We start from the raw sequence: 24880 nt of genomic DNA, 5'->3' as shown, positions 1-24880 counted from the left end.
GAACGTGCGTCAGGCCCACGATGAAGATCGGTGATGCGTCCAGGATCTCAACACGGATCACAAAGCCCCCAAAGGTTCCGTCTCGGAACGGCAACGAGCGCTGCCGGGGTTCAGGCTGTCCGGAACAAATGGAGTGATTGTTGAGAGAACCTTGATCGCCTGGTCAGGCCATCTGCCATCGCAGACCGTTTTCAGGCGTTTCGGTCCCAGGGCAGGCGGGCGACTACCGAGCGTCCCGACTCGGCGAGTAAGCGCACCGTGGGGTAGCGGTAAAGGTCGGTGAGCGACACGGCCAGGCCGAGGGCACGCAGGCCGGGGAGCACCTGGGCCAGCATGAGGGAGGAGAATCCGGCCTCGAAGAAGTTGACATCGAGATCGATCGGCCGGCGTTCGGCGAACAGCGCGTGGACCCGCTCCAGGAGCTCCCGATCAGCCATCGCCCTACCTGCCTCCTGTGTGACGGCGTGCAGCGCCATGGTGGCGACATCTCCGGGCCGGGACCTGTCCCCTGTAAACGCGACTGATCGCCGCAGCACCAAGCCGACATGATCGAGACCACGATGGATGTGGATGGAGAGCTGGCGCGGCGATTCGGGAGCCCGCTGTACGTGTACCGGCTCGATGACGTCGAGGCCGCGGTGTCCTGCCTGCGGGACGAGCTCCCGGACGGCTCGCTCCTGTACTACTCGCTGAAGGCGAATCCGCATCCGGACCTCGTCGCTCACCTGCGCGCGCGAGGCTGCCACGCCGAGATCAGCTCTCCAGGTGAACTGGCCGCGGCGCGGCTGGCCGGATTCGACGGCCGCGGGTGCCTCTACACCGGCCCGGCCAAGACCTCCCAGGAGATCACCGCCGCCCTCGACGCCGGAGTCGAGCTCTTCTCGGTCGAGTCCGCCACGGACTTCGCCCGCGTCGCCCAGGCCGCCTCGGACTCAGGGGTGACGGCACGCTGTCTGCTACGCCTGGCCACCTCGCCCACGGGCCCCGCGGGACTGCGGCTGGCGGGAGCTCCCTCGCAGTTCGGCATGGAGGCCGCCGGCCTGCTCGCCGAGCCCGGCCGCTTCGCGGACACGGACGGCGCCCGCGTGGTGGGCCTGCATTTCTTCCCCGCCAGCAATGTCCCCGACGAGGACGGGCTGATGTCCGCATTCACCGCGGCCATCGCCCTGGCTGCCTCGCTCCGGGAGAGCGGCCTTCGCCTCGACCAGGTGAACCTGGGAGGTGGCTTCTCCGCTCCCTATGCCAGGCCGGGCGAACGGCCGCGCCATCCCGGGTTGCGGCGTCGCCTGAGCGCGGAGCTCGACGCCCGGCTGCCCGGCTGGCGCACGGGCCGCCCTGTCATCGCCTTCGAGTCGGGCCGGCATCTGGTGGGCGGGTGCGGGCGGCTCATCTGCACGGTCGCCGACGTCAAGACGCGGGGCGAGCACACGTTCGTCCTGCTCGACAGCGGCGTCAACCATCTCGGCGGCCTGTCGGGCATCGGGCGCATGCTGCCCGGCGCCGTGCCTCTCGCCGACGGGGGCACCTCCGGCGGGCTCGTCACATTCGCGGGACCGTTGTGCACGACCGCCGACGTCCTGTCCCGGCGCGCTCCGGCAGGGCCGCTGTCTCCGGGTGACTTCGTGGTGTTTCCCAACGTCGGCGCGTACGGCCTCACCGCCAGTCTCGTGGCCTTCCTCGGCCGCGCCGCCCCGGCCGAATTGGTGCTTCGCGGCACCGAAATCGTCTCGGTGTCCCACCTGACCATTTCCCGGACCTACGACTGACGTGCCGCGAGCGCTTCCGCCAGCGAGGTACGCCAGTGGGGCAACGGACCGAGCCCGGCTTCTCTCCAGCGACCCTGCCCGAGCACCGTGTACGGAGGGCGCGGCGCCGGCCCAGGGGAGGCCGCGACGCCGATGGCACGCACCCTGCGCGGATCCGCGCCCACCAGCCGGAACACCTCCTGGGCCAGCTCGAACCAGCTCGCGTGACCGGAGCCCGCGGCATGCCACACGCCACCTGCCCGCCGGTCACGCAGGCCGAGCCGCCCCAGCAAGATCAGACGCGCGGCCACCTCGGCCGACCAGGTCGGCTGGCCGTACAGGTCGTCGACCACCTCCACGATCTCCTGTTCGCGTTGCAGGCGCAGCATGGTCTCGACGAAGCTCGCCCCCCGCCGACCGTACAACCATGCCGTCCTGACCACCGAAGCCCGCGGCCCCAGCAGTTCCATGACGGCCCGTTCGCCGGCGAGCTTGCTGCGCCCATAGGCGTTCAGCGGCCGGGGAGCCGCATCCTCTGCGTACGGGACGCGGGCATCGCCCGGGAAGACATAGTCGGTCGAGACGTGCAGCAGCCTCGCGCCCACGGCCGAGCACGCCTCGGCCAGATACGCGGCGCCGTCCCCGTTCACGCGTGTCGCCCATGCCTCGTCCGCCTCGGCGGCGTCGACTCCGGTGTAGGCGGCGCAGTTGACGACGACACGCGGGCGGGCGGAGGCGACCGCGTCGAGCACCGCGCCCCGGTCGGTGATATCGAGCTCGGCACGCGACAGTCCCCGCGCGGGCACCCCGTCGGCGGCCAGCCGGCTCAGCACTTCACGGCCGAGCAGGCCACCGCCACCCGTCACCAGCCAGTCCATCATTCACATCCCAGTAGTGATGATCACATCCACGACAAGGGAACGGGATGGGGAACCTTGCACACAAGACCAGCGACATCCCCTCGTACTACTCTGCCCAGCACGCCCCCGCGGTGAGCGGCGCGGGCCCACCGCCGTCGTAGTGCTCTGGAAGGGTGGAATTGGACCGCAGCCCGATGACCCTGGCCCGGCCTCGCTCGCGGCTCGCGAGTCTGCGGAACGCCTGGCGATCACTGCCGAGGTCAAGCCACGTCCGGTTCGCCCGGCTGGCGCTGCGCGCCAGCCGGACATGGTTCGCCGCGACGCTGCTGGCCACGCTGCTGGCCGCCACCACGCCGCTGGCGACGCCCATGGTCACGGGTGCCTTGATCGGGGAGGTCTCCGCGTGGCAGGCGAGCGCCGCCACGCCCGGCTCCACCGCTCTGTGGTGGGCGGCGGCGATCGGCGCCTGTCTCCTCCTGCAGTGGCTGGCAGCGTCGCTGCTCCGCGTCGCGGCCGCCGCTCTGGGCGAGCGGGTCGACACCATGCTCCAGCGTGGCCTGATGAAAGCGGTCATGACGTCCGACGGCATAGAGCACCTCGAAGACCCGGCCACGATCGATCTGATCAGCGTCGGCCGTGAGACCTTCCGCAGTTCGTGGGGGCGTCCCGGGCAGCTGGCCGCCACCCTCAGCGGCATGGTGGCGGGGCGAGCGATGATGATCGGCGCGTCACTGATCCTCGCCCGATTCCAGATGCCCTTGGCCGTGGCGCTGCTGGCGGCCGCACTGTGGACCGCCCGCGAGGAAAAGGTCGCCTCGCGGCAGGAGGCGGCGCACCACTACGGCAGCACCGAGCTGAGCCGGCGCATGGATTACCTGCACGAGCTTGGCTCCACACCGCCCGCGTCCAAGGAGGTACGCGTCTTCGGGCTGTCGGGACTCCTCCTTGACCGCTTCACCTCGACGTGGCGCCGCTCCATGGACGGCGTGCTCACTTCCCTGCCCGTCCGCCCGCTGCTCGCGACCACCGCTCTGGCCACCGTGGTCATCGGCGGCCTGGCCTGGATCGTCTCTGCGGCGGTCGCCGGCCGGCTCTCGCCGGAGGCCGCCGCGGTCCAAGCGCAGGCGCTGATGGTGTGCCTCGCGGGCATGCGGCTGTCCTCCTGGACGGGACTGCAGACGGAGCTGGCCACAGCCACGCTGCGGCGCTACGAACGTGCGGCGGAAGCGGCAGCGGCGGCCCGGCCTGCCGCACGCAGCGATGGCCGCCTTCCGGCCAGGACGGGCCCGGATGACCTGCCTCGTGAGGCGATCCGGTTCGAGGGAGTGTCGTTCTCCTACCCTGGCGGCGGCGAAGCGCTGCGCCACCTCGATCTGACGGTGCCCGCGGGGCGATCGCTGGCCGTCGTCGGAGCCAACGGAGCGGGCAAGACCACGCTGATCAAACTGCTGTGCCGGATGTACCGACCGTCCGACGGTCGCATCCTCGTGGACGGCATGGACCTGGCCTCGTTCGACCCCGCCGCCTGGCGCCGCCGCCTGGCCGCGGTCTTCCAGGATTCCATGCGCTTCCCGCTGACCGCGCGCGCCAACATCGCCTTCGGGCGGCCTCACCTGGCAAGCGACCAGGCCGGCATCGAGGCCGCCGCCGTCTCCGCCGGCATCGCCGACGACGTGGCCGGCCTTCCCCATGGGTGGGACACGCCCCTCTCGTCGGAATATGCCGGCGGCAGCGACATGTCCGGCGGGCAGTGGCAGAAGATCGCCCTGGCCCGTGCCCTGTTCGCCGTCCACCACGGAGCCGGCGTGCTGATCCTCGACGAGCCGGCCGCCCACCTGGACGCCCGTTCAGAGGCCCGCCTCCATGACGAATTCCTGGCGCTGACCGAAGGGCTGACCACCGTCATCATCTCCCACCGCTTCTCCACCGTCCGCCGTGCCTCCTCCATCGCCGTGCTCGATGAGGGACGCGTCGTCGAGCAGGGTTCCCATGACGAGTTGATGGCACTCGACGGCGCGTACGCGCGAATGTTCCTGCTGCAGTCGGCCAGGTTCGCCGACGCCGGAGCGCCTGAGGTGAGGTCGGGATGACAGGTTGGCTGCGCACGGGGCGGCTGACGCTCGGCATCAGCCGCGAGATCGGTCTGGCCCTGTGCCTGCTGCACGCTCTGGTCGGCGCGTGCTCGTTCCTGTCGCCCCTGCTCCTCGCTGTGGGCCTGCGTCCCCTGGTGGACGGCGCGGCCGCGAACGACGCGTCCCAGGCGGTCACCGGCGCCGTGTTGACCGGACTGGCACTCCTGCTGGATATGCTGGCGCCCACCGGATACCGCTGGGCGACCATCCGGATGCGTGAGCGATCCACCATGGTCGTTCAGCGGCGACTGCTCGCCCTCTCTGTCAGGGCGCCGCGGTTGGAGCACTTCGAGCGTCCCGAATACTGGGACCGCTTGCAGCTGCTCAAACACGGCGCCGAGACCCTGGCCAACGGTCTGTCGCTGGTCGTGGTGGGGCCCATCGTGCTGATCCAACTCACCGCCACCACCGTGTTGCTGGGCGGGTTGCACCCGCTGCTCTTCGCCGTGCCAGTCGTCGCGATACCGGCCGCCCTGCTGAATCGGCGCGCCGAGGCGATCAACCGGAACGCCGAGCTCCGGACCGCGGCGGAACGCCGTACCACGCAGGACTTGTTCACCCTGGCCACGACGGCGGCCGCCGGTATGGAGGTGCGGCTGTACGGGCTGCGCCAAGAGCTGCTCAGCCGGCACCGTCAGGCGGCGCGCGAGGTGCACCGTCGCACGGAGGCGGCCCTGCTCCGGTCCACCGCCGTCGGCGCCGGGGGATGGCTGCTGTTCGCGGTCGTCTATGTGGGCGCGGTGGTCCTGGTGTTGTCGCAGGCCGTGGCCGGGCGGAGCACGCCCGGCGACGTGGCGATGGCTCTCGGACTGGCGGGCGCCGTGGTGTCGGCCTCGGGACGCCTGTCGGACATGGCCATGTCGGTCATGCGCGTGCGGACGGTGTCCGATCACTACCACTGGATGGAGGAGCAGGTGCCGCGGACCCCCCGCGATCGGCTCCTGCCGACTCCCGAACGTCTGACGCGGGGCGTCGAACTCCACGACGTCACCTTTTCCTACGCCGGCGCCGCGCGCCCGTCGCTCTCCGGCTTCTCACTGCGGCTGCCTGCCGGCTCCATCGTCGCCGTCGTCGGTGAGAACGGCGCGGGGAAGAGCACCCTGGTCAAGCTGCTCTGCGGGATGTACCAGCCGGATGAGGGGCAGGTGACGATCGACGGCGCCGATCTGGCCGCCATCGACCTCACGGCCTACCGGGAACGGGTTACCGCAGCCTTCCAGGACTTCGTCCGGTTCGAGTTCCCGCTCAAGGAGAGTGTGGGCGTCGGCCATCCACCTCTCATGGGCGACGACGCGGCCGTGCGGACCGCGCTGGCTCGGGCAGGCGCCGCCTCCTTCGCCGAGCGGCTGCCCCACGGACTGGAGACGCAGCTCGGCCAGACATGGCAGGAAGGCGTGGACCTGTCCGGCGGGCAGTGGCAGAAGCTCGCCCTGGCCAGATCGATGCTGCGGCCGTCACCGCTCCTCGTGATCCTGGACGAGCCCACCGCCTCGCTCGACCCACAGACCGAACACGCCCTCTTCGAACAGATGGCGGCGGATGCCCGGGCCGGGCGGGCCGACGGACGGGTCACCATGCTCGTCTCCCATCGGTTCTCCACCGTGCGGATGGCCGATCTGATCGTGGTGCTCGACCGGGGGCGGATCGCTGAGCAGGGGACCCATGAGCAGCTCGTCGCCAAGGGCGGTCTGTACGCCGAGCTGTACCAGCTGCAGTCCCGCGCGTACCGGTGATGACGTCAGGCCCGCTCCAGAATCTGCCGGTAGGAGGCGATCGTCCTGCCGTACCCGCGTGAGAAGAACGCGTGCAGGTTGAGGACGTCCGGCCGAGGCCAACGTTCGGCCAGGCGAGCCAGGCCGCTCCCGTCGGCGAACGCGCGGGGGTCACGCCGGTGTTCGATCAGGATGCTGGTGGCCCGCGGGTCCAGCTCGATCCGCACGCCCGCGTCGATCAGCTTGAGCCCGAGGTCCTGATCCGAGTTGCCGCCCGGCACCGTCTCGTCCAGGCCCCCGATGCGCAGGAGGGCGTCGCGTGCGATGGAGTGGTTGCCCATGCGGACGCTCAACCACCGCAGGTCCGTACGATCGCTGCGTAGTTCCTCGTACATGTCCGCGAAACTGGGGGTGAGCGCCGACAAGCGGTAGAGCTCGGCGAAGCGGGTGCGCACGTCCGCGGGTGTGATCGTCCAGTCGGTGAAGCCGAGCTGCTCGGCGGCCTCCCGGATGTCGGCGAAGCCGAGAAGGGTGCCGAAGAGCCGCACTGCCAGGTCGCCACGCGGGTGCAGGCTTCCTGAGCTGATGTTCCTGAACAGCACGCCGTAGACATACTGGCGCTCGACACCGCAGACATAGGCGCCGGCCATGCGGCCGGCCTGTGCGGTGAGGTGAGCGGCGACGCAGTCCGGCGCGAGCATCGAGTCGTCGGTCGTGAGCAGGACATGCCGGCCTCGGGCCGCGTCGATCCCCGCATTGTAGGCCGCCGTCTGACCGTGCGACGGACCCGTGTTGCGTATCGTGCGCGGGCGTATCGACAGATGCCGCCGCGCGAACTCACCGACGAGCGCGTCCAGGTCGAGGTCGCTGCCATCGTCGACGACGACGACCTCGAAGGCGCTGCGCGGCGCCGTCTGGCAGTCGAGGGCGACGAGGCACAGCCGCAGGAGCGCCCCGCGCATCTCGCGCCCGAGCGCACCACCGAGCTTGACGGGGATGACGACGGTCAGTTGCGGATCTCTCATCGTGACGCGCCTCCGGACAGATACGGCTCCCGGACGACGACCGTCCCGGACGGCGTGCTCTCCACGATGGCCGGCGCGCTCGTTCGGACGGCCTGGATGAGGTCTCGACGCCTTACGTTGCCGGCGAGCAACGTCGCAGCGGCCGCGGAGCCCATGTTGAACAGCAGGTCCACAGCTGAGAGGCCGGGTACGAAGGCCCCGTGCCGCTGCGGGTAGTCGGGCACGCGATAGCGCTGGTAGAAGACGGAGATCTCTTTGGCGAGGAACTCCTCTTCGATCAGATAGTCGTGACCGTTGACGCCTGACACGTACACCCCGGCGGCGGTGCGCAGGCAGTGGTCGAGCACGAGCCTGGATCCGCGGCCCGACTGCCCGAGCTCACTGGCCAGCACGATCTCGACGTCGATGCCGAAGATCCGCATCAGGCGCTCGATGATCGCCAGGTTGAGCTGGACCACTCCGGTCCAGCGCCGCCCCAGGTAGAGGTCCTCGAACACCGGCGCGTACCGCGGCCAGAACGGGGTGCCGGCGTAGCAGTGGCGCAGGCTCTCCCAGTGTCGATGCTGCCAGTCCTCCACGTCCGAGTCGATCACCAGGTCGCACAGCCGGCGCGACGCGGATCGCGACCAAGCCAGGGGGACGGTGATCCAGAACGGCCCGTTCGCCCCTTTGACGCGGTTCCGGTTGATCCAACCCTTGCGGGAGAACGCCACGGTGTCCATCACGACGAAGACATCAGCCAGGGCCAGCTTGTGAAACAGCCCCGGCCAGGGCAGATACGTGGGTTGCTGGCAGGTGACGATCGGACCCATCAGGCGTACCGGGGGTCGGCCAGCAGGCTCCCCTGCGCGTTCTCCGTGGCGTTGTGGGCATGGACGGAGTCGAAGAACTGCCTCTCGTCGAACAGCCACGGCCGGTCGCCACCCTCGGCGAGGTGGCGCTCGCGCAACTGCCGATGCGAGCCGCCATAGGCGCTGGGCCATTGGATGCCGCCCTGGCAGTAGGAGCAGTCGATGAAGTAACGCGGTTCGTCCTCTCCCCCTGGCTTGGGGATGCGGGCGTGGAACATCGCCGAGTTCATGAACACCGCAGAGCCCGGCGGCAGGTCATCGATCACGACGGCGCCCGGCAGCTTCTCCCACCCCATGTGCCACAACGCGCGCTTGCTGGCGACCGAGCGGTGGGTGCCCGGTGCGAGCATGAGGTCTCCGACGCTCCCGTTGAGACCGTTCAGGTAGGTCAGGACGTGCACCATCAGGTGGGATCGGTTGGTCTGCGGGTACTGGTCGTAGTCGTGGTGCCAGGGCAGGCCACGGGTGCCGGCGTCGTGGCGGGCGGCGTTGATGTGGTGGAACACGTACCGCGATCGGGCGGGGTCGTCGGGAAGGTCCAGCACCGGAGGGGGACCTCCCGCGAGCGTCCACTCCGCCCTGGGCCGCCACGAGGCCATGATCTGATCGAGGACCCGCAGGACACGGGGGTGCCAGGTGAGCCGCGCGATGCTGGGCAGCTCGTGCGCGCGTTGTCTGCCGGGGAGCTGATGGAGCAGCGGGGAGCGCACCAGGCGGCTCACCCGCTCCCGGGCACGGGGGGTCAGATTCTGTCCGAGCGGCTTGCCCCCGTTCTCCCCTGCCGCCAGAGTGTCGATGTCCTCCTTCAAGGCCGCTATCTCGTCCGCATCGAGGATCGGCACTACGAGGTAACCCTCGTCGAACGCGCGTAGATCCGCATCGGAGAGCTCGATGTCCGCCTGTGGCATAGCCAACTCCTTCGATTTGCGCGGGCTTGGCCTCAGTCCCTGGTCAGCAGGTGCAAGGCTTCGGCCGTCATCCATTCCGGATTGTTGTCGCTCCTGTACTCGAAGCCGGGAGCGACCGGTCTTCCCCGCTGGCCCGCGTAAACGTCGGACAGTTTGAGGCCCCACGATTCGTGGAACGCGGGCTGGATCACGAAAAAGTTGTCGAACTCCAGGGTCTGACCGGATTCGTCGGCCGGTATGAGGACCTCGTGGATCTTCTCCCCCGGCCGGATGCCGGTGATCTCCTGCTCGCACTCGGGCGCCACGGCAGTGGCCAGGTCGACCATCCGCATGCTCGGCTGCTTGGGGATGAACACCTCGCCGCGATCCATCATGGTGAGCACGCGGAGCACGAAGTCGACCCCCTTGTCCATGGTGATCCAGAACCTGGTCATCCGGGCGTCGGTGATCGGGAGCCTACCGGTCTTGCGGCGCTCCTTGAAGAACGGGATGACACTGCCGCGGGAGCCGACCACGTTCCCGTAGCGGACGACCGAGAAGCGGGTGCCGCCCTCTCCCACGAGGCTGTTCGCAGCGACGAACAGCTTGTCGGAGCAGAGTTTCGTCGCGCCATAGAGATTGATGGGGTTCGTGGCCTTGTCGGTCGACAGCGCGACCACCCGATCGACCCCGCTGTCGATCGCGGCGTTGATGACGTTCTCCGCGCCGAGCACGTTGGTCCTGATGCACTCGATCGGGTTGAACTCGGCGATCGGGACGTGCTTCATGGCGGCCGCGTGCACGACGACGTCCACATCGGCGAACACGCGTTGCAGGCGGCCGGGGTCGCGGACGTCACCGACGACGTAGCGCACGGTCGGTCCGTGGACCTTCTCCGCCATGTGGAACTGCTTGTACTCGTCGCGCGCGAGGATGCTCAGGCGCCGTGGCGCGAACTCCTGGATGACGCGCCGGACGAACGACTCACCGAACGATCCGGTGCCACCGGTCACCAAAATGGACTTGCCATACAAGTCATAGGGGGCACTGTTCACGCCCTGCTCGCTTCCGGTAGTGGATGGCCGTGGTCATGGTCAGATCGGCGAACGGGAGGCTGCGCCCGGCTTCTCGTCGGAGAAGAGCCGCTCGACGATGTCCGTCGCGGACCAGCTCAGTGCCTGCGCGCGGTCGATCGCGCCGTACTCGATGAGAAAGCGCTCGTCGACGTCGCCCGCGTGGGCCAGGTCGGCGAGGACGCTCGCGGGAGCGGTCGAGGGGTACAGGCGTTCGGCGTTCGCCAGGGCGAAGTAGACATGCTTGGCCGCGCCCGCCCGCTCCGCCGTCGCGACCAGCAGATCCCAGTCGAGGCCCTCGTGAGCCCGCACCACCGCCGCGATGTCGACGTACTGCAGAAGTCTCTGGTGCTTGCCCCGCTCGATGTAGCGCAGCGTGGTGGACTCCTTGTACAGGTGCGCGGCGACGTCGATGAGGAAGTGCTCGGCACGGAGGACCGGCACGGATCCACCCTCCACCTCGACGAGCGAGGCCGCGGCCAGCAGCGATTCGGCGGGCAGGTCACAGCCGCTCGCGGGGAGAAAGAGATCGAAACAGACGTCCACCGTGATCGCCGGGAGGCACCTGTCCCCGTACGGCCGGTGATAGGGCGGCAGGTTGTTGACGTGGACGTTCCAGAAGAGGGACTGACGCCGGGAGAACGGCTGGACCTCGGCGCGTGAGTCGAGGCGCCCGGCCTGGTATCCCTCGTCCTGGAGCGCTTCGGCCACCTCCTCCGCCGCGGCACGCGTGACGAACAGGTCGATGTCGTTCATCGGCCGCAGTCCGGCGTCTTTGTAGACCGCAGGTGTGAGGTAGGCGCCCTTGCGGACCGCGACATCGATGCCCTTGCCGCGGAGCAGGCCGGCCAGGCGCACGGCCTCGGCGACGAGGACACGGTTTCGGCGCTCGTTCGCGGCGTAGGCGGCGAGGAGCGCGTCGAGTACATATTCGCACCGGCTCTCCTGCTCGAACCAGCCTGCTTGGGACATGGCGACACCGACCACGGCGGCGACCCGGTGCCGGAAGGCGGTGTCGAGGAAGAGCGCCCAGTCGAGGGCTGCCGGGTCACCCCCTTTCGGTGGGCAGTCCGCGCCAGGAGCGGACGCTTTCAGGATGAGGTCGACTTCGGGCCGCATGCTCATCTCACCTTCTCGCTGGACTGGCCCGGGCGCGCTCGACGCAGCGGGCTGTTCTTCGGCGGAAGGTGCCGGGCCAGGTGGTCGATGGGCCCGTCCACGAACCGGGCGCGCACTTCAAGATCCGCGCACTCAGCCAGCCATGATGCCGCCTGCGGGAATTCCAGGAGCGCGTCGGAGGCCCGCCAGCGCGGGTCGTAGGTGAGGGCGAGCATGAAGCGGCACTGGTCCGTGGTGTTCGGCATCCCTCTGTGCCAGAGCCGCGGATCCCGGATGATCACACTCCCCGGCTCCGTCACCGCACGCACCGGCGGACGTTCGCGCATGCGCGCCTGCACCATCGGCTCGGGAACGGTAAGACCGACCCTGCGATTGACCTTCCGGCTCACCTCGGCTTGCCGCGCGGCGCGCATGTACTGCAGCGCCCGTGAGATTCCTTCGTCGGCCGTCGCCGAGAACTGGCACAACCTCGTGTCGAGATGGGTACCCGGCCACAACTCGATCGCGCCGCGGGACTCGTCGGTCGCCGATAGCGGGATGTTGACGGTGAGGCGGGCCGGCGGATGGGCCTCGGAGAGCCCTGGCCAGCGCTGTCCTTCGTCCACGTGGACAGCCTGAGCAACGGAGCCGGGGAGATTGGTGTTGTTCGTGTAGCCGGTCAGTTTGAGCGGCTGCCCCATCGCCGTCTGGCAGACACGCAGGACGAACGGGTTGGTCAGAACCTCGGGCCACAAGAGGTCCGCACGCGGTGGCGGGTCCTGCTGCAGGTGCCCGGCCGAGAAGTTCTCCGCACGCTCCGGCCTGCGCAGGAGCACCTCGAGATCGTCCGACATCGTGGTGGCGAGCCGGTCGAGCCGCTCGGGATCCACCGCCCCGGCGACGATCACGGCCCCGTCGCGTAGCAGGGACCCGACGGCGAACGCGACCTGGTCGGGGTCCGGATTCACCGCTCCGCTCTCGGCGCCCGCAAGTTGCACGCGCGCGATACCGTCCATCTCACACCCTTTCTGACTGGAGGCGTCTCGTCCACAGCGTGGTGAACCCATTTCGTGAGCGCGTCACGACGACTCGGCCGCCCGCTTTTCCCCGGGCTCCCAGAAAACTGCGAAACGCAGCTGAGCTGCGAGCGACTCGGTCCGCCATTTCTCGGGGCGGCTTTCGGAGCGTAGATATATTCCGTCGCCGGTGATACGGAAATGCGCGGAAATCCCCAGCCGGGTGAGCGACGACTCCACGCTCTCCCGGTCGGGAACGGGCGGCCGGCCGCATGCCGACAGTTGCTCGGGCGGGCACAGCCCCATGCACTTGGGCCGTCTGCCGGTCGCGGCGTCGTACATCCTGGTCGCCTCGACGTTGGGCACCGCCGAGCCTTTCAGCCGTGTCAGCATGGTGGTCAGCCCGCACGACTGGTCGCCCACGAGCGTGCTGGTCAGCCCCAGCCGTGCGTGGATGCCGACGATGCGGTCGACGAGCTCGGGCGGGAAGTGTTTCTCGTCGTCACTGTCCGGCTCGACGACCGGCAAGCTGAGTCCGCGTTTGCGGCTGATCTCCGCCAGGTTCGGCACTTCCTTCAGCCCGCCGATCACCGTCACGCCGAGGGGCTCACCGAAGGTGAGGGCGTCGGCGATCTGCTCGTCGCTGTCGTTCCAGCCGGGCACGATGGGGCGGTAGTAATGGGCGGCGGCCAGGCGGGGATGACCGGCCAGGAGCTCGGCGGAGCGCCTCTTCTTCTCGGTGAATCCGGGCGCGGCGCTCATCGTCTCCATCTCGGCAGGAGCCGCGTTATGGGTCAGGAAAAGCAGGATCTGGAACGCGGTGAACGAGGCAAGCCGAGCGATGTCCTGTTCGCGCAGGAAATACTTTGTGATGATCATCACATCGTTTCCCCAAGCCCGCTCCTCCAGTAATTCGAGCAGCCGGAACGTGCTCTCCCTGACCTGAGGGAGAAAGGGTTCCGTCGTGGCGGTGTGCAGCCCGAGCTGCGTGCCGCCGGGGACGAATGCGGGATGCCGCGCCAGCCGTTCGATGATCTCCTCTTCATCGACCACCTGGGTCGGGCGCCCGGCCAGGAACCAGTCCACGCTCTCGTGCTGCTCCTGCGCGCGAAAGCAGTAGGCACAGCCGTAACTGCAGCCGAGCACCGGGTTGAGAATGAGCATGCCGGCGTGCGGCCAGACCGGCTGCACGCCCTCGGCGTCCTCGTAGAGCCCGAGTTCGCGCAGCGTGTGCACGGTTTTGGCACTGAGCACGCGACGCAGGGGCGTGCCGATCTTCGTACCGCCGTCGCGAAGGGCGCCCACCGCAGGGTCGGCGATGACGGCGCAGGCCAACTCCACCAAGTCCGTGGCCAGGCCGGGCGCGTCTCCGCTGCGGTTGGCCGCGGATCCGGCTATCTCTACAACCGCTTCCAGTATCACCCGCTCCCGATTCGACAGCGCCATGGCGTGCCGGTCCAGGGTCTGCAGCAGCGCCCCGTCATCGAGTCCGGCGCATCGTGCGAGTCGCCCGACCTGAGCAAACATCACTCCTCCATCTCTTGCCGCCCCGCGAGGTCACGCGGATCCGGGGGCGGGGCTCAGTCGAGCGGGTCCCGCCGGATCGAGCGGACCAGTTCGAAGGCCTCGGCGTACAAGAGCCCTGCTGTGCTGCCGCGATGCTTCGCGAGCGCGCGCAGCGCCTCCCCCGATCGCGGATGCGGGAAGTCCCTGCGCTCCGACCGGTAGCTCTCCATCGCGGCCACTTTCTTGGCGATCGTGTCGGCCACGTCGACGAAGATGGTGGGGCGGAAGCTCGGAGCGACCGCGCCGAACGTCCAGTCGGTGGACGAGGGCACCTCGAAGGAATAGATCTCGCGCACCGGGCAGCCCGTTTGGGGCCGCGTGGCGGTGAGTACGGCCCGGCAGGTCAACTGGTGGTCACGGTTGAGGTCACCGGGATGGTGGGTGTAAATGACCTCGGGGCTGAGCTCCCGGATCACGCGCTCCACCTTCCAGACGATGTCGAGGAGCGGCAGCGTGTCGAAGCGCAGGTCCGGCAGACGCTCGAAGGTCACGGAAGCGACCCCCAGCACGGCGGCAGCCGCACGCGCGTCCTCGTACAGCTCCTCGACAGCCTTCCTGTCACTCCTGGCTTCGTGTCGTGCTGTGATCCCATCCCCGAGGACGACCACGTGGACGTCATGCGTGGCCGCGAGCTTGGCCAGCGTCGCCCCACAGCCGAGCGTCTCGTCGTCGGGATGGGCCACGAAGGCGGCGACCGTCGTCATGCTCTTCCCCGTTCGACGGCTTCGAGTCTGTCCTGCTTGACTGCCTTGAGCGGGTTGGCCGCCGGGAGCTCGAAGGGCAGGTCGAGCGATCCGTCCCGCACGGCGGCGCGGAGGTGGGCGAAGTGCCGCACCCGTAACGCGGTGAGGTGCTCGCCGGCGGGCAGCAGGGGATACCGCTCTGGCTGGGGGCCGAGGCGCGGCGCGACGGGCGCGACGACCTCGTGGAAGTCGGGTCCGAAGAAGTACGTCAGCGAATGACGGTCCGGCTGCCGGGGCCGCACCCAGTGCAGCGTCGATTCCAGCCATCCGCCGGTCAGGACCTCGAGCAGGTCGCCGAGTATGACGACGAGCGCACCGGGCTCCTCCGGAACGAGGTGGACGCGCCCGTCGCGCCCAAGGACCTCCAGCCCGGCCGAGGACTGCCAGATCAGGGTGAACCATTCGTAGTCGGTATGCCCGTTCGGCGGGTCGGCGGGATCCCAGGCCGGGCTTGGATAATGAAGCAGCCGCAGCAGCGAGATACCTTGCTCCGACCGCTTGGCCAAGTGGTCGGCGTCGAGTCCGCACACGCGTGACAACATTCGCGACGTGGCCAGCGCACATGCATGGACGGCCTGGTAATAGGACTCGACAGCCTGCCGGAATCCAGAAATGTCCGGCCACACGTTGGGGCCCAGCAGGATCGACTCGATGGATCCGCCGGCATCCGCGAGGGCGGTCCCCAAATCCAGCGACGCATAGTCCCGCACGACACGACGCGACTCCGTCCCAGTGGGCCGGAAATCAGCAGGAACGTATCCCCTGTTGTTCAACGAACGCGACATCGCGTATCGCTGCTTGAAAGCGGAGTCGCGCCCGTGAAAATCCCTGGCCGCAGCCAGACATGTTTCGAGCACCTCCGGCGGGATCCCATGGTTGACGAGCTGGAAGCACCCCGTGGTCAAGACTGCGGACTCCCAGGAATCGAGCACGTCGGCCCATGAGGTCTGCGCTTTCTGCAAATCCAGGACAGGGATCTCCAAGGCTCGCCCCCTCTGTCGGTTGGTGCACCGTACATGCGGCAGCACGTTGCCACGGAATGACGATGTCCAACTGAGGAACCTCCTCAGTTGGACACCTGTCCATTACGCCCGCAGTGGTAGGCACGGCCAATCGGCTGATATCACCGACAAGACCCGGAATTCTCCTGCCGCGGCCGAGCGGAGTACGGCGTCTGTCGACCACGTCCCATCAGAATTCGAGGACCGATCGTGCCCGAGGTGCTTCCCTGTCCCACCGCTGACCCGTCGCAGGCGGCTCGCAACCTTGATCGGCACGGTTTCTGCGTCCTGACGGACGCGCTGCCCTCCGGCATCCGCGCCGAGATGCGTGCCCGTATCACCGAGCAGGCGATCGGAGAACGGAAACTCGATGCCGGCACCGACGACGGAGCCGTCTACCTCGGCGGTGCCGGTCGCGCGGAGCGCGCGAACCGCCGGGTCTGGGCACTGATGAACAAGGGCGAGATATTCCAGCAGCCGCTCATGCAGGCCGACGTCCTGCAACTCGTGAGCCAGGTGCTCGGGCCGGATTTCCTCCTGTCCGCGATCCAGGCGAACTTCGTCTCCCCCCACGACGATCCGCTGCCGTTCCACTCCGACCAGGGGTACGTGACCCGCCCCTGGCCTCCTTACTCCCTGACCGCCAGCGTCATCTGGATGCTCGACGATTTCACCGAGAAGAACGGCGCCACGACTGTCGTCCCCGGAACACATCTTCCGCAGGAGGACGACGACCCCAACGCCATGATGGTCCGTGCCCGGCTCATCAGAAAGGGCGGCATTCCGATCTGCGGCCCGGCGGGCAGCGCACTGATCTTCGATGGCCGCATCATGCACGGGACGGGCATCAACACGACCGACGCGACCCGCCTGGCTGTCCTGACATACTTCTGCCGCCCGTTCCTGCGGCAGCAAGAGAACTTCGCCCTGTCCGTCGCGCCTCATGTGCTCGACACGCTTCCCGACAGCATCAAGGCGCTGCTCGGATTCCAGGTCTGGAAAACCCTGGGCAGCGTGGAGGGGGTGTGCGCGGAAGGCGCGATCGTCGAGCGCCCGCAGGCGCCGACGGGCGCCGTGAACACGACGGGTGAGCCGCTGTACGTCGGCGCGACCTGAACCAGCGCCCGCAGAGGAGAAGACCGGACGGATGCGCTTCCTCTTCACCTGTATTTCTGGCTATTCACACTTCTACAACGTGGTCCCCCTCGCCTTCGCGGCGCGGGAACGCGGACACGAGGTCGCTTTCAGCTCCGCACCGGAGATCGCTCCAGGTGTGGAGGCCGCAGGCTTCCGTCTGCTGCCGTCAGGCCCCGGCCGCCTGCGCATGCGCAAGGAGATCCTGCGCTCTCACTCCGCAGAGATCTCTGAGGACATCCGCGACTGGCGGGTGGGCGCCCGGATGTTCGGCGACGTCGCGCTCCGGCTGAGGTGGAAGGAACTCCACACGGTCGTGAACGATTTCCGTCCGGACGCGATCATCAGCGAGTCCCTGGAACTGGCCGGGCCCCTGGTCGCCAGACTGCGCGGGCTGCCGCACTTCTTTCTGAGCATCGGGCCGTACTACGCCGACTCGATCACACAGGTGTGGCAGCGCGCCGCGCCCCTCTTCCGTGAGCACGCCGGGCCGGGCATCACGCTCTCCGACATCGTCGAGCCGTACATCGAAGTCTGCCCCCCTGCGCTGCAGACTCCCGAAGGCAAGGCGATCACCACCACCCTGCCCGCCGGTATTCGGGCCTATCACGGCGAGGGCGGCTCCCAGCCGCCAGACGGCGGCCGAGACGCCCACCCGCAGGTGCTCATCACCTTTGGCACTGTCTCCAACGGGGCGATCTCCCTGCTCCATGAGTCCGCGGCCAGGCTCGGGCGCATGGGCATGCGGGTGGTGATGACACTCGGACCGCAGGGCTGGTTCGACTGGTCGTCCCCCTCCGGCGGCACCGCCGCCACCTCAATGGGGGACAACGTGCGGGTCGTGCGCTACGTGCCACTTAACGCCGAACTGCCGGCCACATCCGTGCTGATCCACCACGGCGGGAGCAACACGATGCGCGCCGCGATAGAGCACTCCGTGCCGACGCTGGTCATCCCACAGGGCGCCGAGCAGTACCGCAACGCCGAACTCATCGAGGAATGCGGCCTTGGCCGCATGCTCCTGCCCTCGGAGGTCACGCCGGAGTCCGTCGCCGAGCACGTCTCAGCCCTGCTTGACGACGCCGACACCGCGGAACGCCTGGCGAAGGTGCGACGGTCCTGGCTGGCCATGCCCCCCTCGACGGACACGATCGACGACATCGAGCGGCGCTGCGCCCAGACCACACCGAGGAAAGGCTGGACCACGTGACGAAGGATCGAACCCGGCTGGCCACCACGCCCGCACGGCCGACCCCGGAATCCTGCCCGTGCGGCGACGACGTCGCCGTGGCACGTTGCCGAGTGTGCGGGGGGAGCGGCATGACGTCGGTGCTGTGTCTTGGCCGCCTCCCCCTGGCCAACGAGTTCCTCCCCAGCCACCTGGCCCCGTCGGGCAGGTACCCGCTGCACGTCCTGTACTGCGACGACTGCTGCCTGGCCCAGCTCGCCACCAGCGTGCCGCCCGAGCAGCTGTTCACCGAGTACGCGTACTTCTCCTCGGCTTCACAGCCGGTCCTCACCCATGGCACAGAGCTTCGCCGGTTCGTGGAGAAGGAACTGCGCCCGACGCGGGAGGGCCTGATCGTGGAGATCGGCTCCAACGACGGCTACCTGCTGAAGGAGTACGCGTCAGAAGGGCACCGGGTGCTGGGGATTGATCCCGCGCGCAACGTCGCCGAGTTCGCCCGCGCCCAAGGGGTGCCCACCTTGGAAGCCTTCTTCACCAGCCGGCTGGCCGGACGGATCCGGCGTGACCACGGCGAGATCTCCGTCGTGCACGCCAACAACGTGCTGGCGCACATCCCCGCTGTCGCGGACGTGCTGTCCGGCGTGCGCACGCTGCTCGACGGGAGCGACGGCGCCGTGGTCATCGAAGTGCCGTACGTCAAGGACCTCGTGCTCCGGGGCCTGTTCGACACCATCTACCACGAGCATCTCTTCTACTATTCCTTGACCGCCCTGAACCGGCTCATCGAGGCCGCCGGACTGGTGACCGTGCACGTCGAGCATGTGCGTTTCCACGGCGGCAGCCTGCGCGTCGTGGCCAGAGCCGGCACCCCTCGCGTACACCGCAGCGTGCCCGAGATGCTGGCCGCCGAGGACGCGGCCGGAATGCGAGCTCCCGCCTTCTACCAGCAGTTCGGCAGACGGATGACTCGCTTCCTCACCACCATCAGACAGGAGTTGCGCTCGATCGCCGAAGGATCGCGCCGCCTGGCCGGATATGGCGCTCCGGCGAAGGCATCGATCATGACGGGCGCGGCGGGCATCCCCCTCCGCTACATCTGCGACTCCACCCCCTACAAGCAGGGCAAGGTTCTGCCGGGAACACGGATCCCCATCGTGCCGCCCGGGCATCTGCTGGCCGACCAGCCGGACTACTGCGTGCTGTTCGCCTGGAACTACGCCGACACGATCATCGCCGCGAACCAGGACTACCTGCGACGCGGCGGGGTCTTCATCAAGCCGGCGGACTACCGTCTGGAGTACATCGGCCGCTCTTGAGCGCCTCCCAGGCGTCCGCGACGATCTCTTCGAGGGTCGAGCGCTCGGGCGTCCAGCCCAGCCGCCGCAGCCGCCGCGTGTCGGCGACCGACACCGGCACCTCCGATCGCGACAGGTCGTTCGACACGGCCAGGCTACGTCCTGAGACCCGCCTCACGGTCTCGACGACCTCGTTCACGCTCGCCGCCACACCGCCGACGTTGTAGATCAGGCAGCGGTCAGGCTGACACGTCCTCAGCGCAAGCTCGTACGCACGTGCCACGTCCTCGACGTGGACGAAGTCGCGGATCGAGCTCCCGTCACCGTTGATCCGAAGCTCGGGCTCGTGTCCGGCGGCGACAGCCAGGGCACGGGGGATGATCCTCGTCGGGTCCGCGTCACCCACGTTCGCAACGGCGCCGGAAACGTTGAACATGCGCAGCACGACGGCTCCGAGGCCGGCCCGCACGGCGCGCTCCACAGCGCGTTCGGCTTCGAGCTTGCTCTCACCGTACGGGCTCGACGGCAGGGTGGGTGCGATCTCGCCGATCGGCTGCCCTGACGACACACCGTACACGGCGGCGGTGGACGCCTGGATCCACCTCACCCGCCGTCCACCGGGCCGGATCTCCTGAAGCGCCGCCTCCAGCAGGGTTTTGGTACCGCGGACGTTGATGTCCCAGTACAGCCGCGGGCGCTCGAAGCTCTCCCGCACCTGGGAACGACCGGCCAAGTGGACGATCGCCTCCGTCTCGCGGACCGCTTCGGCAATGGCCGCGACATCGCTGAGGTCGGCCCGGACCGTGGCGACACCTGGGATGGAGGGCACGTTGTTCGTGTGGATGAGAGCCGTCACCGCGTGCTCGGCAGCCAGTCGGCGAACCACCGCAGCACCGATGAAGCCACTGGCGCCGGTGACCAGAACCCGCATGGTTCAGGTGGTGTGCAGGGGCATCTCCGAAGAGATGGCGCTGACGATGTCGTCCACGCACTCCTCAGGAGAACGCTCTTCCGTGTTCACCGTCAGGAAACCGCCCCGAGCGGCGGCCATGGATCGGTAGAGCTCGCGCATTTCAGCCTGATAGCCGATGAAATCCGCCTCTGTGCTCTCCGACCGCCGGTAGTCGCGCCCGCTGTGGTAGCCGCCGATGACTTTGCCCAACGCCAGCCTGCGCCTCAGCGTGAGCTCCGCTGCGCATTCGACCAGGACGGTCAGGGTCTCGCGGGGCACGAAATCGAAGGCGCGCTGCGCCAGCGACGGGGCCACGCCCCGGATGACGGACCGGGCCATACCTGACAGCACGTAGCGATCGGCCACGATGACAGCGCCACTGTCGAGATTCGGGCGGATCGAGCTCTCCCAGCGGTGGGCCAGATCGAGTGCCTCCGCGAAGAGCAGCGAGTGCGGTCCGAGTTCGCCTTCCCGCTTCCATTTGGGGATGAGCTCGCCCACCAGCCCCGACGAGTTCCAGTCGCTGATCGCGACCGGTCTGTCGAGGACTTTCTGGAGCCGTCCGACGAGTTCGCCGATCAGCGTCGACTTGCCCGCCGAGTAGATGCCGTCAATAGCGATGAGCACAGGTGCCTTTCTGATCGTCGTGGTCAGGCAGTGGTCTCCACGTATCTCCGTACGTCCTCGGCGAACTCCAGCCACTCCTCGGCGATCGTACGTGCGAGATCGGACACGATGTACGCGCAGTGCGGCGGCATGTCCCTGGCAACCGACTCCCACCCCTCCGGCCCCATGACCCGCGAGTCGAGCCAGTGCAACAAGCGTCGTCCCGACTCCGTGAAGCGTATGGACGGATCGCGCCGCAGGTTGCGCATCAGCACGGCTATGTCCCTGGGAGGAGACACGCGTGCGGTGGCGTGCTCCCTGGCCGGCCGCACATCGGCGTGCGCCGGCTCATGCGGGCGGGCCACGGTGCGCTGACGCGGGGTGACCGGATCCTCTCCCCTGAGCATCCTGTTGCGCACGTCCCCGGCCGTCCCGGGCGCGATCCCCGCCTCTCTGGCGACCTCGCGCAGCGACGCGCTCGGCCGCAGTTCGAACAGCTCTCTGGCGCGCCTGCGTCCCTCTGCTCCGTTGAGCGGGCGCACCCGCCCGTCCCTGCCCATCCTGCTGGCGTTGGCCCCGAGGCCGTCCGCGTCCATCCTCCTGCGGATGCTACCGACCGTCTTCGCCGAAAGGCCGGTCACCTCGGCTATGGCCCGGTCGGACCAGTCCGGGTAGGCGGTGACGATCCTCGCAGTGGCCGCCTCGCGGTCGTCGTACGACAAGGGCAGGCCGTGCGTGGTGTTGGCCTTGACCGCGGTGACGAACGCGGCCTCCTCGCTGCCGTCGAACAGGATCGCGCTGATCTTGACGTCGCCCCGCAGCCGTGCCGCGCGGACGCGGTGCATCCCGTCGATCACGCGAAGCGTCTCACGGTGAACCACGATCGGCGGGAGCTCAGCACCGGAGTCGGCGAGCAACCTGGCATGCTGCGCGTCCTCGCCCGACAGTCGTGGCGAGTCGGCCGGCAGCAACGAGCTGACCAGAAGCTCCACGCGCTCAGGTGAGGCTCTCGGGACTCCATCCTCTGCTCGGGTGCCGGCCTGTTCCTGCATGGTGATTCCCCTAGATCTCCGGACGGACGTGGCAAGCGCATTCGCGGCCGTCCCTCAAGCTAGGACCCGGATCGGGCGGCTACAAGACGCGTCCGTGTCCTTGATTCTGGGGGTAGCCGGGGCGGTTGTGGTCCTCCAGCGGCCACCCGGACAATGCGAGGTCGGAGGCCACGCATGATCAACGACTCCAGACCGCGGCTCGTCCACGAGCTGCTGGATCTGACAGGCCGGCGCACGCCCGACGCCGTCGCCGTACGTGATGAGGAAGGCGCCTGGACTTACGCCGAATTGCTGGCTCACAGCCGCGCCTGCGCTCGGTGGCTGCGACGGCGCGGCGCGCTGGCAGGCGACCGCGTGCTGGTCGCGGCGGTGCCGGACCGGCGGGTGGTCGCCGTGCTGTTCGCGTGTTCCCGGCTGGGCGCGGTGTTCGTGCCGGTCGGCGGTGCTCCCGGGTCCCGACAGTGGGCGCACTACGTCGAGGACTCCGAGCCGGTGTTGATCCTTACCATGCGAGATCTCGACACGTGCCAGGCGGAATGGGAATACGACCATGACGAGCTCCTAGACCCTCCTCAGCCTGACGACACGGCCCTGCTCCTCTACACCTCGGGCAGCACCGCCCTGGCGAAGGCGGTCGTCTGCCCGCACGCACAGGTGGTCTTCGCCATGCTGGCCATCGCAGAGCGGCTGGGCTACCGGGCCGACGACGTCGTCTTCTGTCGTCTTCCGTTTTCTTTCGACTATGGCCTCTACCAGGTCTTCCTCTGCGTCAACGCGGGCGCCGAGCTGGTGCTCGCGCCCCCGGGCTCGGACCTGACTCTGCTCTCCTCGATACGGCGCCGCGGGGCCACCGTCGTTCCCGTCGTCCCGCACCTGGCGGCGATGCTCCTGCGGCTCGGCGCGCGAGATCGGTCGCCCACCCGCGTCCGGCTGTTCACCAACACCGGCGAAACGCTTCCTCCGATGACCGTCAAAGCGCTCAGGGATCGGTTCTCCGGAGCCAAGGTACAGCTCATGTTCGGCATCACCGAATGCAAACGCGTGGCCATCATGGACGCCGACGGTGACCTCGACCGTCCCGGCGCTCTCGGTCGGCCGCTGCGTGGCACCCGTGTGCGCGTCGTCGACGCAACAGGCGTGGAGGTGCCCCCGGGCGAGCCGGGAGAGATCGTCGTGTGCGGTCCGCACGTCATGGCGGGCTACTGGCGTGATCCCGCCCTCAGCGCGAAAGTCTTCGCCACGGACCCGGTGACCGGAGAGCGAGCGCTACGGACCGGCGATCTCGGACATCTGGACGATGAGGGATACCTGTACTTCCACGGCCGCCGCGATCAGATCTTCAAGAGACACGGGGTACGGATGAGCGCCGTGGAGATCGAGGCCGCGGCCCGCGAGGTCAGCGGCGTCAGCGAGGCCGCGGTCGTGCCTCCCGCCGATGGCCACGACGCCGTTCTCTTCGTGGTGGCCTCGGTCACCGCGACCGAGGTGCTCCGCCGGCTCGGCGAACACCTGGACCCGGCCAGAGTGCCGGGCGTCTGCCGCGTGGTGGATCGGTTGCCGCGAACCGTGTCAGGAAAACTCGACAGGGCCGAGCTGGCCCGTCTGGAGACAGCACAATGAACCCCGTTGACGTGGCCGCGCAGGCGATGCCGGCCTTGGCCGAGCAGGCCGCTCAGGTGGACGCCACAGCCACGTTCCCGGAGACGGGAGTGAAGGCGCTGCGCGAAAACGGCCTCATGGGCCTGCTGGTCCCGGCCGAGTACGGCGGCATGAACGGCGACCTGGGCGATCTCGTGGACGTCGCCATGACGCTCGCCTCGGGCTGCCTGTCCACAGCGATGATCTGGGCCATGCACTGCCAGCAGGTCGACGCGCTGGTCCGGCATGCCTCTCCGGAACTGCGGGCGGACCTGCTGCCCCGCATAGCACGGGGCGAGGTTTACATCGCGTCGGTGACCACGGAGCCCGCCAAAGGAGGGCACCTCCTGACCGCCGTCGCTCCGTTGCGCGCCTCGGACGACCACATCGAGCTGAGGCGGGCCGCACCCGTGGTGACGGGCGGTGAGCATGCCGACGGCTATCTGATCACCATGCGCGCCGCTGAGGAGGCCGCCGAGCAGGCGGTCACACTCGTTTACGCCGGCCGCGACCAGCTCACCAGACAGGCCAAAGGCGGGTGGGACTCACTCGGCATGCGCGCCACCAGCAGCGTGGCGCTGGACCTGTCCGGCGCCGTGTCCGCGCACCAGATCGTCGGGGAGCCCGGCGGGTTCCGCCGCGTGGCCGTCGACAGTGTCATCCCCGCCGGTCACCTCGGCTGGGCGGCCTGCTGGCTGGGCGCCGCACGGGCGGGGCTGAGCGACGTCGTACGCCTCGCCAGTTCGTCCAAGCGCCCGTCCAGTCTCGACCTGGGCTCCGACCTGGTCCGGGAACGGCTCGCGCGGGTACGTATCGACCTTGAACTGGTCAGCGCGTACCTGCATGTCGTCCGCGCCGAAGTGCTGGAGCGGCGACGGACGGGCGAGAGCCTCGACGCGCCCGCCGTCCAGATCCACCTGAACACGCTGAAGGTGACGGCGGCGGAGTTGACCTTCAACGCGGTCCACCGGCTCGTCCAGCTTGTCGGCATGTCGACCGGCTACCTGAAGACCTCCCCCATCCCGCTGGAACGGCATTTCCGCGACCTGCGGTCGGCCAGCCTGAACTATGCGGATGACCGCCTGCTGACGGCCATCGGAGCCCTGTCGCTGATGGACCGCGCCGTCCAGCTCACTCTGGTGAGCCGGTCATGAATATCAGGGACACCACGTGAGGTGCCTTCGGGCCAAGACTGCCGACCAGATCATCCCCTCTCTGTCAGACTCTCGTGAGACCTGGGGACGAAGTAGTCTTCTGTGACTCAATCAGGGCGAGAACAGGATCTTTCAGACAGTGACCTTGACC

At 68.5% G+C, this 24880-nt stretch carries 22 protein-coding genes; 8 read left to right on the top strand and 14 right to left on the bottom strand.

Annotation, left to right across the window (positions count from 1 at the left end):
- Nucleotides 1-191 precede the first annotated feature (191 nt).
- A complete protein-coding gene (locus ACFOY2_RS50960) occupies nucleotides 192-437 on the bottom strand; it encodes an acyl carrier protein (RefSeq protein WP_379535422.1) in 246 nt (81 codons plus the stop codon).
- Between the two features lie 108 nt (nucleotides 438-545).
- On the opposite strand from ACFOY2_RS50960, the gene ACFOY2_RS50955 reads away from it, so the two are divergent.
- Nucleotides 546-1766, top strand: coding sequence for a type III PLP-dependent enzyme (locus ACFOY2_RS50955; RefSeq protein ID WP_379535421.1), 1221 nt, complete (start codon nucleotides 546-548; stop codon nucleotides 1764-1766).
- Here the strand turns inward: ACFOY2_RS50955 and rfbD are convergent.
- Nucleotides 1757-2626 carry a dTDP-4-dehydrorhamnose reductase gene (rfbD, locus tag ACFOY2_RS50950; protein WP_379535420.1) on the bottom strand — a complete coding sequence of 290 codons (870 nt, stop codon included), beginning with the start codon at nucleotides 2624-2626 and terminating at the stop codon, nucleotides 1757-1759. The genes ACFOY2_RS50955 and rfbD overlap by 10 nt on opposite strands.
- A gap of 152 nt (nucleotides 2627-2778) precedes the next feature.
- On the opposite strand from rfbD, the gene ACFOY2_RS50945 reads away from it, so the two are divergent.
- Together ACFOY2_RS50945 and ACFOY2_RS50940 are read left to right on the top strand one after the other, a co-directional pair.
- Nucleotides 2779-4695, top strand: a complete 1917-nt coding sequence (locus ACFOY2_RS50945; RefSeq protein WP_379535419.1) for an ABC transporter ATP-binding protein — start codon at nucleotides 2779-2781, stop codon at nucleotides 4693-4695.
- Entirely contained in the window at nucleotides 4692-6470 is a 1779-nt protein-coding gene (locus ACFOY2_RS50940) for an ABC transporter ATP-binding protein (RefSeq protein WP_379535418.1), read from the top strand. The genes ACFOY2_RS50945 and ACFOY2_RS50940 overlap by 4 nt, the downstream gene beginning before the upstream one ends.
- Nucleotides 6471-6475: 5 nt before the next feature.
- Here the strand turns inward: ACFOY2_RS50940 and ACFOY2_RS50935 are convergent, their stop codons facing one another.
- The 9 genes from ACFOY2_RS50935 to ACFOY2_RS50895 form a co-directional block, all read right to left on the bottom strand.
- On the bottom strand, nucleotides 6476-7474 hold the full coding sequence (locus tag ACFOY2_RS50935) for a glycosyltransferase family 2 protein (protein WP_379535417.1): 999 nt from the start codon (nucleotides 7472-7474) through the stop codon (nucleotides 6476-6478).
- Nucleotides 7471-8286, bottom strand: coding sequence for a WbqC family protein (locus tag ACFOY2_RS50930; RefSeq protein ID WP_379535416.1), 816 nt, complete (start codon nucleotides 8284-8286; stop codon nucleotides 7471-7473). Before ACFOY2_RS50930 ends, ACFOY2_RS50935 begins: the two co-directional genes overlap by 4 nt.
- Nucleotides 8286-9233 (bottom strand): phytanoyl-CoA dioxygenase family protein, encoded by a 948-nt coding sequence (locus ACFOY2_RS50925; protein WP_379535415.1) that lies wholly within the window; start codon nucleotides 9231-9233, stop codon nucleotides 8286-8288. Before ACFOY2_RS50925 ends, ACFOY2_RS50930 begins: the two co-directional genes overlap by 1 nt.
- A 32-nt stretch (nucleotides 9234-9265) precedes the next feature.
- Nucleotides 9266-10267 (bottom strand): UDP-N-acetylglucosamine 4,6-dehydratase (inverting), encoded by a 1002-nt coding sequence (gene pseB, locus ACFOY2_RS50920; RefSeq protein WP_379535414.1) that lies wholly within the window; start codon nucleotides 10265-10267, stop codon nucleotides 9266-9268.
- A gap of 39 nt (nucleotides 10268-10306) precedes the next feature.
- Nucleotides 10307-11404 carry a nucleotidyltransferase domain-containing protein gene (locus tag ACFOY2_RS50915; protein ID WP_379535413.1) on the bottom strand — a complete coding sequence of 366 codons (1098 nt, stop codon included), beginning with the start codon at nucleotides 11402-11404 and terminating at the stop codon, nucleotides 10307-10309.
- Between the two features lie 2 nt (nucleotides 11405-11406).
- Nucleotides 11407-12399: a phytanoyl-CoA dioxygenase family protein gene (locus ACFOY2_RS50910; protein WP_379535412.1), complete on the bottom strand. Its 993-nt coding sequence runs from the start codon at nucleotides 12397-12399 to the stop codon at nucleotides 11407-11409.
- A gap of 63 nt (nucleotides 12400-12462) precedes the next feature.
- Nucleotides 12463-13926 carry a hypothetical protein gene (locus ACFOY2_RS50905; protein ID WP_379535411.1) on the bottom strand — a complete coding sequence of 488 codons (1464 nt, stop codon included), beginning with the start codon at nucleotides 13924-13926 and terminating at the stop codon, nucleotides 12463-12465.
- Between the two features lie 53 nt (nucleotides 13927-13979).
- Nucleotides 13980-14669 (bottom strand): PIG-L deacetylase family protein, encoded by a 690-nt coding sequence (locus ACFOY2_RS50900; protein WP_379535410.1) that lies wholly within the window; start codon nucleotides 14667-14669, stop codon nucleotides 13980-13982.
- A complete protein-coding gene (locus ACFOY2_RS50895) occupies nucleotides 14666-15736 on the bottom strand; it encodes a 2-oxoglutarate and iron-dependent oxygenase domain-containing protein (protein WP_379535409.1) in 1071 nt (356 codons plus the stop codon). Before ACFOY2_RS50895 ends, ACFOY2_RS50900 begins: the two co-directional genes overlap by 4 nt.
- A 183-nt stretch (nucleotides 15737-15919) precedes the next feature.
- Between ACFOY2_RS50895 and ACFOY2_RS50890 the strand changes: the two genes are divergently transcribed.
- The 3 genes from ACFOY2_RS50890 to ACFOY2_RS50880 are packed head-to-tail and all read left to right on the top strand — an operon-like array spanning nucleotide 15920 to nucleotide 19348.
- On the top strand, nucleotides 15920-16825 hold the full coding sequence (locus tag ACFOY2_RS50890; RefSeq protein ID WP_379535408.1) for a phytanoyl-CoA dioxygenase family protein: 906 nt from the start codon (nucleotides 15920-15922) through the stop codon (nucleotides 16823-16825).
- Nucleotides 16826-16856: 31 nt separating this feature from the next.
- Nucleotides 16857-18053 (top strand): glycosyltransferase, encoded by a 1197-nt coding sequence (locus tag ACFOY2_RS50885; RefSeq protein ID WP_379535407.1) that lies wholly within the window; start codon nucleotides 16857-16859, stop codon nucleotides 18051-18053.
- On the top strand, nucleotides 18050-19348 hold the full coding sequence (locus ACFOY2_RS50880) for a class I SAM-dependent methyltransferase (RefSeq protein ID WP_379535406.1): 1299 nt from the start codon (nucleotides 18050-18052) through the stop codon (nucleotides 19346-19348). The genes ACFOY2_RS50885 and ACFOY2_RS50880 overlap by 4 nt, the downstream gene beginning before the upstream one ends.
- Here ACFOY2_RS50880 and ACFOY2_RS50875 read toward each other — a convergent pair.
- Genes ACFOY2_RS50875 through ACFOY2_RS50865 form a run of 3 tightly spaced genes read right to left on the bottom strand, consistent with a single transcriptional unit; the run spans nucleotide 19305 to nucleotide 21877 of the window.
- Nucleotides 19305-20258, bottom strand: coding sequence for an NAD-dependent epimerase/dehydratase family protein (locus ACFOY2_RS50875; protein ID WP_379535405.1), 954 nt, complete (start codon nucleotides 20256-20258; stop codon nucleotides 19305-19307). The two genes, ACFOY2_RS50880 and ACFOY2_RS50875, sit on opposite strands and share 44 nt — an antisense overlap.
- A gap of 3 nt (nucleotides 20259-20261) precedes the next feature.
- Nucleotides 20262-20906: a dTMP kinase gene (locus tag ACFOY2_RS50870; protein ID WP_379535404.1), complete on the bottom strand. Its 645-nt coding sequence runs from the start codon at nucleotides 20904-20906 to the stop codon at nucleotides 20262-20264.
- A 23-nt stretch (nucleotides 20907-20929) separates the two neighbouring features.
- Nucleotides 20930-21877: a ParB/RepB/Spo0J family partition protein gene (locus ACFOY2_RS50865; protein WP_379535403.1), complete on the bottom strand. Its 948-nt coding sequence runs from the start codon at nucleotides 21875-21877 to the stop codon at nucleotides 20930-20932.
- A 234-nt stretch (nucleotides 21878-22111) separates the two neighbouring features.
- Between ACFOY2_RS50865 and ACFOY2_RS50860 the strand changes: the two genes are divergently transcribed.
- Nucleotides 22112-23557 carry a class I adenylate-forming enzyme family protein gene (locus tag ACFOY2_RS50860; RefSeq protein WP_379535402.1) on the top strand — a complete coding sequence of 482 codons (1446 nt, stop codon included), beginning with the start codon at nucleotides 22112-22114 and terminating at the stop codon, nucleotides 23555-23557.
- Nucleotides 23554-24729 carry an acyl-CoA dehydrogenase family protein gene (locus tag ACFOY2_RS50855; RefSeq protein WP_379535401.1) on the top strand — a complete coding sequence of 392 codons (1176 nt, stop codon included), beginning with the start codon at nucleotides 23554-23556 and terminating at the stop codon, nucleotides 24727-24729. The genes ACFOY2_RS50860 and ACFOY2_RS50855 overlap by 4 nt, the downstream gene beginning before the upstream one ends.
- Nucleotides 24730-24880 lie beyond the last annotated feature (151 nt).

The sequence above is a fragment of the Nonomuraea purpurea genome, assembly GCF_042650645.1.
In the GTDB taxonomy this organism is placed as follows: domain Bacteria; phylum Actinomycetota; class Actinomycetes; order Streptosporangiales; family Streptosporangiaceae; genus Nonomuraea; species Nonomuraea purpurea.
This window is presented reverse-complemented; position numbering and strand designations above follow the sequence as displayed.

What these genes read in the sequence shown, in the direction of transcription:
- ACFOY2_RS50960 (WP_379535422.1), bottom strand. Translation starts at nt 437, where the DNA reads ATGGCTGATCGGGAGCTCCTGGAGCGGGTCCACGCGCTGTTCGCCGAA.
- ACFOY2_RS50955 (WP_379535421.1), top strand. Translation starts at nt 546, where the DNA reads ATGATCGAGACCACGATGGATGTGGATGGAGAGCTGGCGCGGCGATTC.
- rfbD (WP_379535420.1), bottom strand. Translation starts at nt 2,626, where the DNA reads ATGATGGACTGGCTGGTGACGGGTGGCGGTGGCCTGCTCGGCCGTGAA.
- ACFOY2_RS50940 (WP_379535418.1), top strand. Translation starts at nt 4,692, where the DNA reads ATGACAGGTTGGCTGCGCACGGGGCGGCTGACGCTCGGCATCAGCCGC.
- ACFOY2_RS50935 (WP_379535417.1), bottom strand. Translation starts at nt 7,474, where the DNA reads ATGAGAGATCCGCAACTGACCGTCGTCATCCCCGTCAAGCTCGGTGGT.
- ACFOY2_RS50930 (WP_379535416.1), bottom strand. Translation starts at nt 8,286, where the DNA reads ATGGGTCCGATCGTCACCTGCCAGCAACCCACGTATCTGCCCTGGCCG.
- ACFOY2_RS50925 (WP_379535415.1), bottom strand. Translation starts at nt 9,233, where the DNA reads ATGCCACAGGCGGACATCGAGCTCTCCGATGCGGATCTACGCGCGTTC.
- ACFOY2_RS50915 (WP_379535413.1), bottom strand. Translation starts at nt 11,404, where the DNA reads ATGCGGCCCGAAGTCGACCTCATCCTGAAAGCGTCCGCTCCTGGCGCG.
- ACFOY2_RS50910 (WP_379535412.1), bottom strand. Translation starts at nt 12,399, where the DNA reads ATGGACGGTATCGCGCGCGTGCAACTTGCGGGCGCCGAGAGCGGAGCG.
- ACFOY2_RS50905 (WP_379535411.1), bottom strand. Translation starts at nt 13,926, where the DNA reads ATGTTTGCTCAGGTCGGGCGACTCGCACGATGCGCCGGACTCGATGAC.
- ACFOY2_RS50900 (WP_379535410.1), bottom strand. Translation starts at nt 14,669, where the DNA reads ATGACGACGGTCGCCGCCTTCGTGGCCCATCCCGACGACGAGACGCTC.
- ACFOY2_RS50885 (WP_379535407.1), top strand. Translation starts at nt 16,857, where the DNA reads ATGCGCTTCCTCTTCACCTGTATTTCTGGCTATTCACACTTCTACAAC.
- ACFOY2_RS50875 (WP_379535405.1), bottom strand. Translation starts at nt 20,258, where the DNA reads ATGCGGGTTCTGGTCACCGGCGCCAGTGGCTTCATCGGTGCTGCGGTG.
- ACFOY2_RS50860 (WP_379535402.1), top strand. Translation starts at nt 22,112, where the DNA reads ATGATCAACGACTCCAGACCGCGGCTCGTCCACGAGCTGCTGGATCTG.
- ACFOY2_RS50855 (WP_379535401.1), top strand. Translation starts at nt 23,554, where the DNA reads ATGAACCCCGTTGACGTGGCCGCGCAGGCGATGCCGGCCTTGGCCGAG.